Source organism: Janibacter limosus NBRC 16128 (assembly GCF_001570985.1).
GTDB classification, from domain to species: Bacteria; Actinomycetota; Actinomycetes; order Actinomycetales; family Dermatophilaceae; genus Janibacter; species Janibacter limosus.
Genome location: NZ_BCSS01000057.1, coordinates 1 through 13,912, shown reverse-complemented (window position 1 = coordinate 13,912; position 13,912 = coordinate 1). Strand labels below are relative to the sequence as shown.

General features: G+C 67.2%; 14 protein-coding genes, 1 tRNA gene and 1 pseudogene. 7 read left to right on the top strand and 9 right to left on the bottom strand.

Features of this window, described 5'->3' with window-relative positions:
• Positions 1-244 precede the first annotated feature (244 nt).
• The 4 genes from JLI01S_RS15330 to JLI01S_RS15325 form a co-directional block, all read right to left on the bottom strand.
• Positions 245-694: a hypothetical protein gene (locus tag JLI01S_RS15330; protein WP_068266230.1), complete on the bottom strand. Its 450-nt coding sequence runs from the start codon at positions 692-694 to the stop codon at positions 245-247.
• Between the two features lie 217 nt (positions 695-911).
• On the bottom strand, positions 912-2,399 hold the full coding sequence (locus JLI01S_RS17070; protein WP_157075003.1) for a hypothetical protein: 1,488 nt from the start codon (positions 2,397-2,399) through the stop codon (positions 912-914).
• Between the two features lie 302 nt (positions 2,400-2,701).
• Entirely contained in the window at positions 2,702-3,253 is a 552-nt protein-coding gene (locus JLI01S_RS17760) for a GNAT family N-acetyltransferase (protein WP_084349494.1), read from the bottom strand.
• Complete coding sequence (locus JLI01S_RS15325) at positions 3,250-4,038, bottom strand: GntR family transcriptional regulator (RefSeq protein ID WP_068266228.1); 789 nt, start codon at positions 4,036-4,038, stop codon at positions 3,250-3,252. The genes JLI01S_RS17760 and JLI01S_RS15325 overlap by 4 nt, the downstream gene beginning before the upstream one ends.
• A 109-nt stretch (positions 4,039-4,147) precedes the next feature.
• Between JLI01S_RS15325 and JLI01S_RS15320 the strand changes: the two genes are divergently transcribed.
• The 7 genes from JLI01S_RS15320 to JLI01S_RS15290 all read left to right on the top strand — a co-directional run bounded on the left by JLI01S_RS15320 (position 4,148) and on the right by JLI01S_RS15290 (position 9,543).
• Complete coding sequence (locus tag JLI01S_RS15320; protein ID WP_068266225.1) at positions 4,148-4,585, top strand: plasmid replication, integration and excision activator; 438 nt, start codon at positions 4,148-4,150, stop codon at positions 4,583-4,585.
• A 377-nt stretch (positions 4,586-4,962) separates the two neighbouring features.
• Positions 4,963-6,063 (top strand): P-loop NTPase family protein, encoded by a 1,101-nt coding sequence (locus JLI01S_RS15315; RefSeq protein ID WP_169797349.1) that lies wholly within the window; start codon positions 4,963-4,965, stop codon positions 6,061-6,063.
• Positions 6,064-6,118: 55 nt separating this feature from the next.
• On the top strand, positions 6,119-6,364 hold the full coding sequence (locus tag JLI01S_RS15310; RefSeq protein ID WP_068266221.1) for a WhiB family transcriptional regulator: 246 nt from the start codon (positions 6,119-6,121) through the stop codon (positions 6,362-6,364).
• Complete coding sequence (locus tag JLI01S_RS15305; protein WP_084349491.1) at positions 6,361-6,624, top strand: hypothetical protein; 264 nt, start codon at positions 6,361-6,363, stop codon at positions 6,622-6,624. Before JLI01S_RS15310 ends, JLI01S_RS15305 begins: the two co-directional genes overlap by 4 nt.
• Positions 6,624-8,093, top strand: a complete 1,470-nt coding sequence (locus tag JLI01S_RS15300) for a replication initiator (protein ID WP_068266215.1) — start codon at positions 6,624-6,626, stop codon at positions 8,091-8,093. Before JLI01S_RS15305 ends, JLI01S_RS15300 begins: the two co-directional genes overlap by 1 nt.
• Positions 8,094-8,133: 40 nt before the next feature.
• Positions 8,134-8,319: a helix-turn-helix transcriptional regulator gene (locus tag JLI01S_RS15295; RefSeq protein ID WP_068266213.1), complete on the top strand. Its 186-nt coding sequence runs from the start codon at positions 8,134-8,136 to the stop codon at positions 8,317-8,319.
• 3 nt (positions 8,320-8,322) lie between these two features.
• Positions 8,323-9,543, top strand: a complete 1,221-nt coding sequence (locus JLI01S_RS15290) for a tyrosine-type recombinase/integrase (RefSeq protein WP_068266211.1) — start codon at positions 8,323-8,325, stop codon at positions 9,541-9,543.
• A 20-nt stretch (positions 9,544-9,563) separates the two neighbouring features.
• On the opposite strand, the gene JLI01S_RS15285 is transcribed toward JLI01S_RS15290, so the two are convergent.
• The 5 genes and pseudogenes from JLI01S_RS15285 to JLI01S_RS17195 all read right to left on the bottom strand — a co-directional run.
• Positions 9,564-9,636, bottom strand: a tRNA-Thr gene (locus JLI01S_RS15285).
• A gap of 74 nt (positions 9,637-9,710) precedes the next feature.
• On the bottom strand, positions 9,711-10,436 hold the full coding sequence (locus JLI01S_RS17680) for a transglycosylase family protein (protein WP_068266209.1): 726 nt from the start codon (positions 10,434-10,436) through the stop codon (positions 9,711-9,713).
• Positions 10,437-10,692: 256 nt separating this feature from the next.
• Positions 10,693-11,463 (bottom strand): transglycosylase family protein, encoded by a 771-nt coding sequence (locus tag JLI01S_RS15275; RefSeq protein WP_068266207.1) that lies wholly within the window; start codon positions 11,461-11,463, stop codon positions 10,693-10,695.
• Between the two features lie 142 nt (positions 11,464-11,605).
• Positions 11,606-13,186, bottom strand: a complete 1,581-nt coding sequence (locus JLI01S_RS15270; protein WP_157075001.1) for a threonine/serine exporter family protein — start codon at positions 13,184-13,186, stop codon at positions 11,606-11,608.
• Positions 13,183-13,912 (bottom strand): annotated as a pseudogene (locus JLI01S_RS17195) (hypothetical protein); the annotation flags it as partial. The pseudogene JLI01S_RS17195 and the gene JLI01S_RS15270, both read right to left, overlap by 4 nt.

Genomic DNA, 13,912 nt, shown 5'->3' with positions numbered 1-13,912 from the left:
GGCTCGCGCCGGAGGCGCGCTTGAGTCAGTAGAGAAAGTTCTCACGATGAGGGGCCGCGCTTCTGTCGGATCGGACTAGGAATTCCGCCCCCCCCTCCGTCGGCCAGAGTGACCATCGTCCAGAGCTTTCTAGTTGGTCGACAAGTTGTCGTCGGTAGGCCAGAAGTTCGGGCATCCGGTACTTGGGTTGCGGGGTGGGCGGTTGGTATCCCCGGCCAAGTGCTCATCACCTTGGTGCCGTCCGTCAGAGGCGAAGGCACCCGTCGCGGGTTGTGCTGTAGCCGACACGGGTCAGGAGGACTCCGCCGTCGCCGTATATCTCGATGCGAGGCGCATCGTGCCCTTCGCCCTCAACCATCACCTTGAAGTCCTCGCACATCTCCATGGCCTTGCTGGACTGGTGGGGCCTCTCAAGGGTGCTCGTTACCACGTACTCACTGGCGTCGTCGTCGGCCTTGATGGATACGACGTAGCGCAGCCACTGCTTGTTCTCCAGGACGAAGCGGTCGCTCCAGTTGTCGCGGTCGAGGGCAACTCCGTCGACCGTGACCTTGGTGGAGTCTGGCTCGGTGGTGGAGCTCGTCGTCGTGGCTTCCGTCGTCTCGGTGTGCGTTGCCGTCGGCGCTGCCTGCGGCTCGGCACTGCTGCACCCGGCGAGGACGAGCAGTGCGACGAGGGCGAGAGCGGGCTTCATGGGGCAAGGTCTATCAGCAGCCGCGATGCATGCGCTAGGTGTACTGACCGGAGAGGTTGGTCGAGCCGGGCATAACAAAGCGCCCCGATTCGGTGAGAGTGGGACGCTTCATCGTGGCTGTCCAGATGCACGTGGCCAATCTATTGATGCCGAGTCCAGCCCCGTGATCCACGATCAGTCATGTGCTCGACGTCTGTCGCACACTCAGCCCGCAGACTCAGCCGCCCAAGATGGTGTCTCGGAGTACCTCCCAAAGGGCGGGGTCACCCGTGGCGACAGCCAACGTTGCCAGCGCCACGATCAGTGACAGGCCTGCTAGTGCTAACGCGTAGCGCGATTGGCGACCTTGTGACGCGCTCGCCCCCAAAGACGCGGCACTCGCAAGGACGTCGCGATAAGCAGCGTCCTCTGCTTGGAGCAATTCGAGCTGATGGCTGACTTCCTTGCCCATGTTGTCGATGAGATTAATGGTCTTAACCCCACCCTCTGGGTCATCTATCTCGGCACTTACGACGATTCCCTCGGGCCACCAGTCCGATCCATCAACGAGAGATTGGACGTCACGGGCCACAACGGGGATGTCTAGGCTATTGAGAAGCATTTCTCCGCGAAGGGCTTCCATGGATTTGGGCGAAAACTTTAGGTGCTTGCTGCGCGCCGAGTCTCTGGACTCCCCCAACACCTCACCCAAGCTGCGCACATAGCGAAAGGCTGCAACTCGAAGAAGAAATGCTCGAACCGCATCGTCGGACATGCCTGCGAGAGTGTCCACACTAAAAGGGTGCTCTCCATAACCAACTTGATCACGGTTCGCCTCCCGCACCTTTGACAGATTGCCAACAAGGCCCCAAGAGTTTCGCAGGCGTTCGCTTAACGAAACCCTGAGCGGATGGCCTGGCTCGAACGCCACGCCAGGCACTTGCGGCGACAAGTAGTGGCCGAAACTCACACTTTCCAGGCCTAGCATGCGCAATGGATCCCCGTTGCCTTGGCGTGAAACTTCGCTAATCGGGTCGAACTTGGAGAACAGTCCGTAATCGACGACTGGCTGTCCCAAGTCGCTGGCCGCGAAATAGCCAGCACAGTTTTCCGATAACCACTTGCGTGCTAGATCATGCATTCGCTCACGCTCGGATTGGGTGGAAATAAGAGCAGCGAAGTACCGCCCCTCCACACTCGGCCCCGTCTGGTATCGCACAAGTTTAGGCTCATGCTCTTGCTTCCAGACAGAGTCTACTTGGGTGCGACCGACGTCACTCAGGCGAACGAATGCGACTACCGCCGTGAGGCTGCGCCCGATCTGACGAACCGAAACGTCAATTAACGAGAACTCGACAGGGATAGGTTGGCGAAGTCCAACTCCGACGAAATTGGCTTCAGGACTAGTTACCGTCGCGATGCGAGCCCATGCGAAGCCTCTTCCTTGACGTGCTCGTCTAATCTGCTCGCCCTTAGTCGACTCACCGAAACCGTAGTAGTCAGACTCCCAGCCATTGCGTCGGACACTTTCTTGAAGTTGGGAATACATACTTGGCGGAAAGAACTCCGTGACCCATATGCCGCCATGGGCAAACTCTTCACCTTCGGGGACCAGAAGCGGCTTAGTGCGGTCATCGGCTGGGTGTGCCTTGATTCGGTCGAAGTTGTTGTACGTCCAGATATGCCGTGACCAAATTTGCAACTGCCGGCGGATGCGCCATGGCACCCGCTTCCCTCGCACCCTCAGCCTCGAGACTCCCGACAGTATGAGGTAGGGGATGTCGTACCACCTCGTCCAGCGCTGCCCGGGGTCCGGCACAATCTCGCGCCCTTCGCGGACGATTCGACGGATTGCATCTTCCTCGGAACGCAAATCCCTCGCGGAAGTAGTGGGCGGTGGAGCGTCGCCTTCCTCACTTGCCGTTTCGCCTTCCTGAGCAGCGTCATCTCGCGAACAAACGGCGTAATTTTTGGTCTCAGCCCCCCCTTCGGGCAAACTCTCCGCCGCCCCTGGGGTGCGTGGCTTGGTCATGGCCTAGGTCCCCGATTCGGCCGCTCCGCTTGTTCGATACCGGGAAGACAGTAAGCAAGGGCAGGAAATCGACCACCATCTGGCGTTGCGTGATCGAATTTCCCTAGGAATCGCCACCCTCTAGACTCGTACATTCTTACAGCCTGTCGATCCTTCGCCATAACCTGGAGAATCAGTTGCAATCCCTCTTCACGGGCCTTTGACTCGGCGGCGTCCATCAGACGCGACGCCAGTGATTTCCCCCTGGAGTTTTTATCAACAAAGAGGCGAGAGACAGCAGCAAATTGAGCGCATCGGCTCCCTCCTTGGGCCAAATAATGTGACACGGCAGGATCGCCTTCAGTACATCTTGTGAGCGCCACGTGTCCCGTCGGCGTGCCGCCGAGGAGGGCGGTCCATTGGCCAAGTGAGTCCGGCAGCTCCACCCATGCTCGGGGGTCATCGACGCCCTCGACGGGATAGCCATCCACCGCGTGGACCTGAACCAGAACGTCGGCCAAAGGGTTGAGATCAGCAGGAGTTGTCGGGCGAATCTCTACATCGCTCATTCGTCCACCTTCATCGTGTAGTCGAGGCCGGAATAGTCGGCGCGCATGATGAACTGCGTGACCTCGAAGGGCTTCCGGTTTTGGTCCAACCCGGTGTGGAGCACGACAAGTACGGGCACCCCCTCGGGGAGCCTGAGGCCGTCAGCCTCGTCCAGCGTCGGCATGCGCGCCGTGACTTCCTCGCGGGTGTAGGTGATCTCGTGTCCGAGTTCGCCGAACCTTGCGTAGAGGTCGCCCTTGCCGAGGCCGTCCCCCTTCGCCAGCTCCGTTCCGTCGGCAATCGACCACGGGACGTATGTGACGCCGATCTGCATCGGCTCATCGTCGGCGAAGTACCAGTTCTCCCGACGCACAACGGTGGCTTCATCTGGACTCACACCCAAGCGCTCGGCGATCTCGGGCGGCGGCACAACGCGCCCGATCTCCTTCAGGAAGGCATTGGGGACTCGATCCTGGGCGATCACCTCGGCGTGGAAGGGAGAGACGCCGGTCTCCTCGCGCAGTTTCTTTGAGTAGCGCCACTGACCGAACCGCATCAGGCGGGGCTCGGCCCGGACAAAGACGCCCTTGCCGTGATGCGCAGTGACGAGACCAGCCTCTGCGAGCTGCCGGACCGCCTCCCGAGCAGTGTTGCGAGCAACCCCGTGGTCTGACGCCAGCACGCGCTCGGACGGGAGCCGATCCCCCGGCTGGAACTCGCCCGACTCGATGGCAGCCCTCAACGCGGCAGCCACTTGCCGACTTGCCGTCCCAAGTCCCTGGGGCGACACCTTCTTTGCATCCATCTTCCCAGTGTAGGGCCTGGCTTAAGCCACCTGTTGACACTGGCTTGAGCCAGTTGTAGCGTCGAGTCACTGGCTGGCTTAAGCCAGTGTCCATCGAGAGGAGCAAGTCATGGCGATGCAGCGTCGTTTCCCAGTCGGTCACGCGGATGTCTTCCCCGCAGGTGCGTTCTTGAAGGGGGGTGTGGAGCCGGTCGGGGACTTCGATGCGGACAAGCGCTCGGATGGGTCGAGGCCGCAGCAGCTGGACAAGGACACGGGTCTTCCGTTGTGGCAGGTGGTGATCCTGGACGCGGACGAGGAGGCCGGTAAGAAGGAGACGGCGATCTCGATCAAGATCGCGGCGAAGGTGCAGCCGGTGCCTCCGGACAACTCGACGCCCTTTCCGTGGACTCCGGTGGAGTTCGTGGGTCTGACGGCGTTGCCGTACGTGGATGACAACGGCGTTCGGCCTCGGCTGGCGTGGTCCTACCGGGCTGACGGGATGGTCGCTCCGGGCAAGGGCGTGAAGCCTGTGGCATCGGGTCGCTCGGAGTCGGCGGCTGCGTGATGACTGCCCTGCCGTGGTGGGTCCGTCGCCTGGTCCGTGGGGTTGTCCTCGCGGTCCGGGCGGCTGGCCCCGTGGTCTGGCGACTCCTCGCGGCATGTGCTGGTTTGCACCTGTCGGGGTGGCTGGCTGGCGCGGCCCCGACGCGGGTCTCCTTCGACGTCCTCCCGGTTGGGCCGTGGGACACCTCGTGGGTCGCCGTGCTGGCGGGGCAGCTGCACGTCCTGGGCAACGTGGTTGGAGCGGTTGCCGCTGCCGTCCTGGCCGCGGCTCTCGTGGTGTCGGTCCGGTACCCGAATCAGGTCGTGGCGTGGTTCTGTCGGCGGTGGGTGCGGGCAGATTTCGCCTACGTCGCTCGTGCTTCTGGTCTGTCCCGCGAGGTGGGTTCCGGCAAGGCGAAGTCGTGGGTCGATCCCGAGCTGCTGGCCGTGACCTCTCACGGGGGCGTGATCATCGCCCGAATCCGGGCACGTCGGGGGCAGGCCTCTTCGGAGATCGTTGCGGCGGCTGAGAAGTTCGCGGCTGACTTCGGCGCCTCTGCCTTTCGGGCGTCGGTCGTCTCCCCTTCGGTGGCCTCGATCCGGTTCACGATGCTCGACGCTCTGGCCGCGACGAGGACGGCCACGCTGCCGCAGGACCGCGACCTGGGCACGCCTTTGGAACCGGTCGAGGTTGGTCGCGAAGACTCGGGCGAGCCGTGGCGCCTGTCGCTGGTCGGCAAACACACCCTCGTCGCCGGGCGCTCCGGTTCGGGCAAGGGTTCGGTGCTCTGGGGCGCGGTGGCTCCACTTGGCACGTGGATCGTGCAGGACACGGTGCGGGTGCACGGCGTGGACCTCAAGCGCGGTGTGGAGATCGCGATGGGCGACGGACTGATGTACCGCACCGCGTACCAGCCCGAGCAGGCCGTGGAGGTGCTGCGCGACCTGTTGAAAATCATCGACGAGCGCGCAGCGACGATGGTCGGTCGCTCCCGCCTGCACCACCCGCGACCGGGCGACCCGCTGCATGTCCTCGTCATCGACGAACTCGCGGCGTTGACCGCGTACGCCGACGCCGGGGTGAAGAAGGAAGGCAACCGCCTCCTCGCCGAGATCCTGACGCAGGGTCGCGCCATGGGTGTCGTGGTCGTCGCCTTCGTGCAGGACCCGAAGAAGGAAACGGTCCCGATGCGTGGCCTGTTCACGCAGACCGTGGCCCTGCGCCTGCAGAGCGCCGAAGAGGTGGGCATGGTCCTGGGCGCTGGCATGACGGACGAGGCACCGGCTCACCGCATCCCCGACGACCTGCGCGGTGCTGGCTATCTCGTCACCGAGGAGGGAACGGTGGCGCGGGTGCGGGCGCACTTCTGGCCTGACTCGCTCATCAAGGCGACTGCGGCCCGCTTCCCGGCTGCGAAGCGCTGGATGCCTCCCCTCGAAGAGACCTCGACCGAGCACCACGTCATTTCACTGAAAGGGGTTCGTGATGTTGCCAAATGATCGCTCTCGCGCTGCGACGCGCACGCTGGCCACGCTCAACAGCCACGGTGCGTGTGTGCGCCACCCGCACCCGGATTGGTGGTTCCCCGAGCGGGGCCAGGACGACGCTGACAAGGCGCTGCGGGTCTGCGCGTCGTGCCCGCTGCGGTTCATGTGTCGCGAATACGCGCTGACCTGGCACGAGGAGGGCGTGTGGGGCGGGACCACGGACTGTGACCGCGAAGAGCTGCGGCTGATCGCTCGCCCCCTCGACTGGGCAGGCATGACCCTGCCGGGGCTGGAACTGGGTGAGACGGCATGAGTTGGATGCTGGCCGCTGCCCCGGCGCAGGTGCTCCCCCTTCGCTCGACGTTGGGTCGGGGTGCTGCGGTCGCGTGCGACGAGTGCGGGACGGTCTTCGTGCGGCGCTTCGATGCCCGCGTGGTCTTCCCCACGACCTCGGACGCCATCGCCGCGGCGACGACCTTGTGCGAGGGCTGGTCCTACGTGATCGGCAACGGTCGCGACCACCTCCTGTGCCTGGACTGCGTGAGCGTGCGTGGGGCGGCAGGCGACCTCTGATGCAGCAACGCTCACCCCGCGGGTTCCCCGGCTACAGCGACGCGGCACCGCTCGACCTCGACGGTCTCGGTCCCGCTGCTCGGCAAGGGCTCATGGACCGCGTGCTGGGTGGCACCTTCAATGCGTGGGCCGATGCGGCCTCTCGGGTGGGGCACTGCGCGCACCCGATCAAGTTGGTCGGCTCCTCGTCTCGCGTGGATCGGACCACGGGTGAGGTGGTCTCCAGCTACTCCTCGGCTCACGAGCCCTTCGGGGTGACGTACGTGCGGTGCGGCAACCGGCGTGCGAGCGTCTGCCCGGCGTGCTCGCGGATCTACGCCCGCGACACCTTCGAGATGATCCGGGCCGGGGTCGTCGGCGGCAAGAGCGTGCCGGAGCACGTCAGCAGCAACCCGCTGGTCTTCCTGACCCTGACCGCTCCGTCCTTCGGTCCGGTCCACACGGCGAAGGGAGGGCAGCGCTGCCGTCCTCGTGATGGGCACGCGGTGTGCGAGCACGGTCGTCCGGTGGCGTGCTGGCAGGCGCACGAGAGCGACGACACCACGGTGGGGACACCGATCTGCCCGGACTGCTACGACTACACGGCGCACGCCATCTGGCAGTGGTGGGCTCCGGAGCTGTGGCGCCGCTTCACCATCACGACGCGCCGGGTGATCGCCCAAGCGCTGGGCGTCCCGGACTCGCGGCTGCGTGAGGTCGCGACCTTGCAGTACGCCAAGGTCGCCGAGTACCAAGCCCGCGGCGTGGTCCACTTCCACGCACTGGTGCGCCTCGACGGCCCGAAGAGCGATGCGGGCTACGCGGCAGCTCCGGCATCGATCTCGCCTCGGGTCCTGGCCGGGTTCCTCGAGGAGGCAGCCGCTCGCGTCCGGTTTGAGGCTCCGCCCTGCGCAGGTCACCTCGCCGGGACACTGCGCTTCGGTGCCCAGGTCGACGCCCGACCCGTGACCGCGACCCGAGGGGACGACCCAGACGCTCCTCTGGTGGGCGAGCAGGTCGCGGGATACCTCGCGAAGTACGCCACCAAATCGGCCTCGGACACCACCGACCCCCGACGTGAGTGCGGGCACTACCGACGCCTGCGGGGCACCATCGATGACCTCGCCGACGAGCGCGTGGCAGGCGATGAGTACGAGCTGATGCACAAGTGGGTGCACATGCTCGGCTTCCGCGGGCACTTCTCCAGCAAGTCGCGGCGGTACTCGATCACGCTCGGCGCCCTTCGTCGGGCGCGACAGCGCTGGCAACGGATCGCCGCGGACTGCGCCCGTGAGGACCGTGAGATGCCGGTCCTCGACTTCGCCGACCTCATCGCGGATGACGAGGAGGAGACCACCCTCGTCGTCGGCTCGTGGAGCTACGTCGGCACCGGCTGGGACACCGACGCGGACACAGCCCTGGCACTGGCGGCAGCGGATCGTGCCCGTGCCTATGACCAATGGCGCGCCGAGCAGGTACGGACGCACTGAGACAGCAGCACGACAAGCGAAGCAAGAGAAGGGGATTCAGATGTGCAATCGACACGACCCGCTGTGGACGATCCAAGAGGTGGCCACGTTCCTCGGGATTCCGGTCCAGACGATCTACGACTGGCGTTGCAAGGGTGAGGGTCCGCCCGCGCTCAAGATCGGGCGGCTGCTGCGCTACAAGGAGACGGACGTCTTCGCGTGGCTCGACCAGCAGACGGCGGCGTGAGTCGTGGGACGGCAGGGGCTCGCTCCGGGTGAGTGGGGCGCGATCTCGACGGTTCGCGTGCCCGCCGACTCGGGGCCGATGTACAAGAGCCGGGCCTGGTTCCGCGGCTTCGACGGGCGCAAGCGTCGGGTGGAGCGGTGGGGCTCGTCGCAGGGCGCCTCGCAACGGGCACTGACAACGGCTCTGGAGGATGCTGCCTCCACGGGTATCGGTGGGCTGACGGCTCGGGACACCTTGGCCGAAGCGGTGACGCAGTGGCTGGCCGACCTCGACCAGCTGGTGCGGATGGGTGAACGCTCGCCGGGGACGGTGCAGACCTACCGCTATCAGTGGGGCAAGCACGTCTCCCCCGCGCTCGGGAACCTGCGGCTCGGTGAGGTGACGACTCCGGTCGTGGACCGCTTCTTGGTGGACCTGCACGAGCGGGTCGGGTCGGCGACGTCGAGGACGGCTCGGGCGATCATCTCCGGGGCGATGGGTCGTGCCGTGCGTGAGGGCGCGATCCGCTTCAACCCCACGCGGGAGGTCCGCCGTCTGAGCTCTGCACCGCGTCGTCGTCCTCGGGCGTTGACCGAGCAGGAGCGAGCGGCGTGGTTCTTGGCGGTGACCCGCGATCCTCGGGCCGTCGAGCACGACCTGCCGGACCTGTGCGCCTTCATGCTCGCGACGGGTCTGCGGATCGGTGAGGCGGTCGCGGTGCTGTGGTCCGAGGTCGATCTGGAGGAGGGCGCGGTGGACGTGACCTCGACACTCATCCGGGTGACCGGGCAGGGCCTGATCCGCAAGACGACCAAGTCCGCGGCGGGGCAACGTCGCCTCCCCCTTCCGCAGTGGTGCGTGGCGATGCTGCGGCGACGGGCTGAGGTCGGGGTGGGTCCGGACGAGCCTGTCTTCGGCACCATCGACGGCGGCTTCCGTGAGCCGCGCACCGTGAGCCGGTGGCTCTACGAGGTCCGCGTCAACAGTGACCTGGAGTGGGTGACCTCGCACGCCTGGCGCAAGACGACGGCCAGCATCCTCGACGGGTCGGGCGTGACCGCTCGGACCATCGCCGACCAGCTCGGCCACTCGCGGGTGTCGATGACGCAGGACGTCTACCTGGGCCGTGGCGAGACCGACCCCCGGGTGCTCGCGGCCCTCGAAGCGGTCGACCCGCACACCGCCGCCGAGATCGAAAGTGGAGGCATAAGTGGAGGCTTCGGGCAGGAGCAGGGGCATGAGTGATGCGTTTTCCCTGCTCAGAGAGCTGGCGAAGGGACTTGAACCCTCAACCCCCTGTTTACAAGACAGGTGCGCTACCAATTGCGCCACGCCAGCGAGTCCCGGACACGAAGACCGGGACCGCGGCATCGTAGCCCGCGGTCCCGGTCGTGATCGAGCCGGTGGTCGACTCAGAGCACGTTGTTGTTGAGGAAGCTCTGCAGACGCGTGGTGGTCTGCGGGCCCCAGGCGCCGTCGACGTCAGCGCCAACCTTGCGCTGCAGGGCCTTGGTCGTCATCGGGCCGATCACGCCGTCGGGCGAGGACCCGACCTTGCGCTGCAGCGCCTGCTTGTCGGCCGAGTCGAGATGGCCGTTCATCGGGCGACCGCCCCACTTCTCGATACCAGCGTTGGTCTTGGGGCCCTGGATGCCGTCGACGACCAGTTTGCCACCGGTCGAGGTGACCGGCGGGCGCACGTCGCCACGCGACGGACGCTCGCCCCCGGTGTAGGGGTCGACGGCCAGGCCGTTGGCCACGGTCAGGCCGGCGCGACGGGAGCAGACCGGCCATGCGCCGGGGCCCTGCACCTTGAGCACCTCCTGCGCGATCTCGATCTGCTGACCCTTGGTGGCCCGGTCCGCGGTGTACGCATACTTCTGCCCACCGAAGCCCTTCCACGTCTGAAAGGAGAACTGCACGCCTCCGTAGTAGCCGTTGCCGGTGTTGATCGACCAGTTGCCGGTCGACTCGCAGGCAGCGACGCGGTCCCAGACGGTGTCGGCAGCACCGGCACCGGAGGCGACCACGAGGCCACCTGCCACCAAGGACCCGGCGACGACGGCGCCACCGGCGATGCGCAGGCGGCGGCCACGTCGGGAGACGGGCTGGTCCGGGAAGTCATTGGAGCTGAACATGATGAATCCTCGTGTCGGCGAAGCACGGGCAGGGGGTCCCCCGTGCAGGTCCGAGAGCGACGCTAAGGACTCAGCAGTCACACAGACAACACCTGCCACCTAAATACATACCTGTAACTCTGCCCCCTCTGTCACCTTCACCTCGCCCCTCCCGCGGGCGTCGGGGCATGACGAAGGGGGGTCCGCACCGTGTGGTGCGAACCCCCCTTCGAGGAGGTCGATGGGCTGGAAGACCAGCCCGTCAGCCGTGGGTCGCTCAGCGACCGTTGAGGTAGGTCTGGAGGGCCGAGGTGGTCTGCGAACCCCAGATGCCGTCCTGCGTGGCGCCGACGACCGACTGCAGGGCAGTCGTGGTCTTCGGACCGATGATGCCGTCCTGGGCAGTGCCGACCTTGGCCTGGAGGGCCTTGATGTCGGTCGCGCTCAGGGCGCCGTCCTGGGTTGCGCCGACCCAGGACTCGATCCCGGCGTTGGTCTTGGGACCGCGGATGCCGTCGACGGCGAGAGCGCCGGCAGCGGCCGGGGTGCGGACCTCAGAGCGCGAGGGCGCCTGCGGGGCCGGGGCGGCCTCCGGGGCGGGAGCCTGCGCCTTGGGGGCCGGAGCCGGGGCCGGGGCGGGAGCCGAGCCGGCGCCACCGTTGGCCTTGGTCAGGCCGGCCTTCTGCGAGCAGACGGGCCACGCGCCGGGACCCTGCGTCTGCAGGACCTTCTGCGCGATCTCGATCTGCTGGGCCTTGGTGGCCTGGTTGGCGTTGGAGGCGTACTTGCCGCCGCCGAAGCCCTGCCAGGTCTGGGTGGTGAACTGCAGGCCGCCGTAGAAGCCGTTGCCCGTGTTGATGGACCAGTTGCCGCCGCTCTCACAGGCGGCGACGGCGTCCCAGACATTGGAGTTCGTGGAGGCGGACGCGCTCTGCGCGGTCGCCATCGAGCCGAGAGCCACAGACGCACCGGCCACAGCGACACCGGCGATGCGGCGGCGGGCAGGCGAGGACTTCTCGGCGAGGGAGTGCTTGGGGGAGTAGAACATTCGGTGGTGATTCCTTCCACGAGGTTCAGGGGGCTTCGTGGTGAAGCTGCCAGAAGGTCTGGCGTCATTCGCGGACGTCGGGAACGTTACCTTCTCGTGACCTGACGGGTCAAACAAGAGTCACGACCAGCCCAGCGAGCGGTCAGACGATGTCCCAACCCTCTTCGTCACGACGCTCGCCGTCCTGCTCCACGGTGGCTCGGCGGCGTTGTGCCACAGGGGCATCGAAGGGAGCGGCGAGACGGTCGCCCAAGGTGTTACCCGTGGCGATCGCCATGATCACGCCGAGCGCGGCCAGGACGCTGAAGAGACCGGTCGTGGAGTCCGCCCCGTCAGAGATCGTCGCGGGAGAGCTCATGTGGTAGAGCCCGATGAAGATCCCCAGACCGGGGTAGAGGCCGAAGGACGCGGGGACCGACAGCGTGAGGGCCGGCGCATCCATGCGCAGCGCGATGTAGCGCGCGAGGAACCCGATGGCCGCTGCCGCGATGCCCGTCGCCGTCACCCGACCGATCCCGACATGGACGAGACCGACAGCGGTCGCGACGCCGATGGCGCACAGGATGGCGGTCGGGGCGAGCATCCGACGGCTGCCCTGGAGCGTGACGGCACCCGCGAGACCGATGACCGCCGACCCGCCGATCACCAGGGGCAGGCCGGCAGAGGCCCACGCGAGCTTGTCGAGCGGGGGCGGGGTGAGCCCCAGATCCAGCCATCCACCGACCTGCAGGCAGAACCCCAGACCAGCCGCCACACCGACGATGAGTCCGAAGGTGTGCAGCAGGACGGCGAAGAGGCGTGCGGTGCCGGTCACGGGGAACCCGGACAGCACGTCCTCCATCGCCGAGATGAGCGTGCGAGAGGGCAGCAGCGCCACGATCCCGCCAGCGACGATGAAGGCGAAGTCCGCTGGTGAGATCGGGAGCAGGTTGTTGGCGCCCAGGACATAGGAACCAAAGGCGATCAAGGTGGCGGTCGCGCCGCCGATCGCGCCGAGGTAGAAGTCGGGCAGGTTGAGCCGGTCGATCAGACCGGCCAGCAGGATCGTCACGCAGGCGGCGACGGCGGCCACGACGACGGCCGGGAGGCTCGCGCCGAGGATGAGGGCGACGCCGCCCGCGACACCTCCCTCGGCCATCGTCACGAACCAACGCGACCACATCCGCGGGGTGCGGGCGATCTCGCGCAGCTGGGAGTCGGCCTGCTCGGGGTCGATCTCGCCCGAGACGAGGTCGTCGACGAGGGCATGGACCATCGCCAGTCGGGCGAAGTCCAGACGTGGCTGCCGCACGACCCGCAGCCGGGAGATCGTCTGACCCGACGGCGTGCGGCACTGCAGGTGCATCGACTGCATCGTCAGGTCGACGTCGAGGTCCTCGAGCCCCGCGGCCACGCCGACGGCGATGGTCGCGGACTCGACCCCTGACGCACTCGACCCGGAGCGGAGCATCAGCTCAGCGACCCGCAGCGCGAGGTCCATCGCGTGCGCCGCCGCTCGTTCCTCCGCGACGGCGCGGGTGACGCGAGGGTCGCGGTAGGGCGTGCCGCGCAGCGAACCGCGCAGCGGGATCGTCTCGGTGGGCTGCTCACCGCGCAGCGTGGGCCGACGGCGCGGCTTGGGCTGCGGGTGCTGCGGGATCGCGCCCGTCTGCGGCTCGGTGCGTCGGGCCGGCCGCCGGCGCGGCCTGGGGTTGTGCGGAGGAGGTGGCGGCGGAGTCGTCATCGGCCGGGCAGCTGGTCCGGTGAGGGCAGCGGTGAGCTGAGCGACGGCCACCACGAGACGTCGAGCGCCCCGACGGCGAGCGCACCCAGCACCCCGATCCCGAAGACGACCAAGCAGGCCACGACGACCATCCGCACCGCGGACGGGCCGGTGACACCGCGCACGAGGCTGCGGCTACCGCGACGCAGGCTGGGACCTCCCGGCCCCCACCACCCGATGAGCAGCGCGCACAGCGAGCCCACCGCGAGCGGCACGGGTGAATCCAGACGCACTCCCTGCGCGTCGACGGCGCTCTGCGCGAGAGCCGCTGCGAGCACACCGGCTGCTCCGACGGCGAGCGGCAGCAGCGCAGCGACCACCGTGGCCAGAGCGGCGCCGACGAGCTGCAGCGGCGCGGATGCCGCTGCCGCCACGCCGTCGCTGCGGCGTCGGCCGTAGCGGTGGCGGCGGCGCACGGTCGCAGTCATCGACCGGTCAACGGTCCGGGCCAGCCAGGACCAGGCGACGGCGACGGCGAGGCCGACCGAGGGCACCGCGGTGGCCAGGGCCACGGCAGCAACGAGGAGTGCGGCCAGGACATCGCTGCGGCGGGACTTGCCGATGCGTGGGTCACCCGGACGGTCCAGGGGCCCCTGCTCGATCCCGGGCTGGGTGCCGGGCCACGGGACAAGGCCATCGGCGGTCGGCGCCGGCTGCGGCGCGACGGGCGCCCGCTGCGGCGCGGGG

What these genes read in the sequence shown, in the direction of transcription:
- JLI01S_RS17760 (WP_084349494.1), bottom strand. Translation starts at nt 3,253, where the DNA reads ATGAGCGATGTAGAGATTCGCCCGACAACTCCTGCTGATCTCAACCCT.
- JLI01S_RS15300 (WP_068266215.1), top strand. Translation starts at nt 6,624, where the DNA reads ATGCAGCAACGCTCACCCCGCGGGTTCCCCGGCTACAGCGACGCGGCA.
- JLI01S_RS15325 (WP_068266228.1), bottom strand. Translation starts at nt 4,038, where the DNA reads ATGGATGCAAAGAAGGTGTCGCCCCAGGGACTTGGGACGGCAAGTCGG.
- JLI01S_RS17680 (WP_068266209.1), bottom strand. Translation starts at nt 10,436, where the DNA reads ATGTTCAGCTCCAATGACTTCCCGGACCAGCCCGTCTCCCGACGTGGC.
- JLI01S_RS15305 (WP_084349491.1), top strand. Translation starts at nt 6,361, where the DNA reads ATGAGTTGGATGCTGGCCGCTGCCCCGGCGCAGGTGCTCCCCCTTCGC.
- JLI01S_RS15275 (WP_068266207.1), bottom strand. Translation starts at nt 11,463, where the DNA reads ATGTTCTACTCCCCCAAGCACTCCCTCGCCGAGAAGTCCTCGCCTGCC.
- JLI01S_RS15320 (WP_068266225.1), top strand. Translation starts at nt 4,148, where the DNA reads ATGGCGATGCAGCGTCGTTTCCCAGTCGGTCACGCGGATGTCTTCCCC.
- JLI01S_RS15330 (WP_068266230.1), bottom strand. Translation starts at nt 694, where the DNA reads ATGAAGCCCGCTCTCGCCCTCGTCGCACTGCTCGTCCTCGCCGGGTGC.
- JLI01S_RS15295 (WP_068266213.1), top strand. Translation starts at nt 8,134, where the DNA reads ATGTGCAATCGACACGACCCGCTGTGGACGATCCAAGAGGTGGCCACG.
- JLI01S_RS15270 (WP_157075001.1), bottom strand. Translation starts at nt 13,186, where the DNA reads ATGACGACTCCGCCGCCACCTCCTCCGCACAACCCCAGGCCGCGCCGG.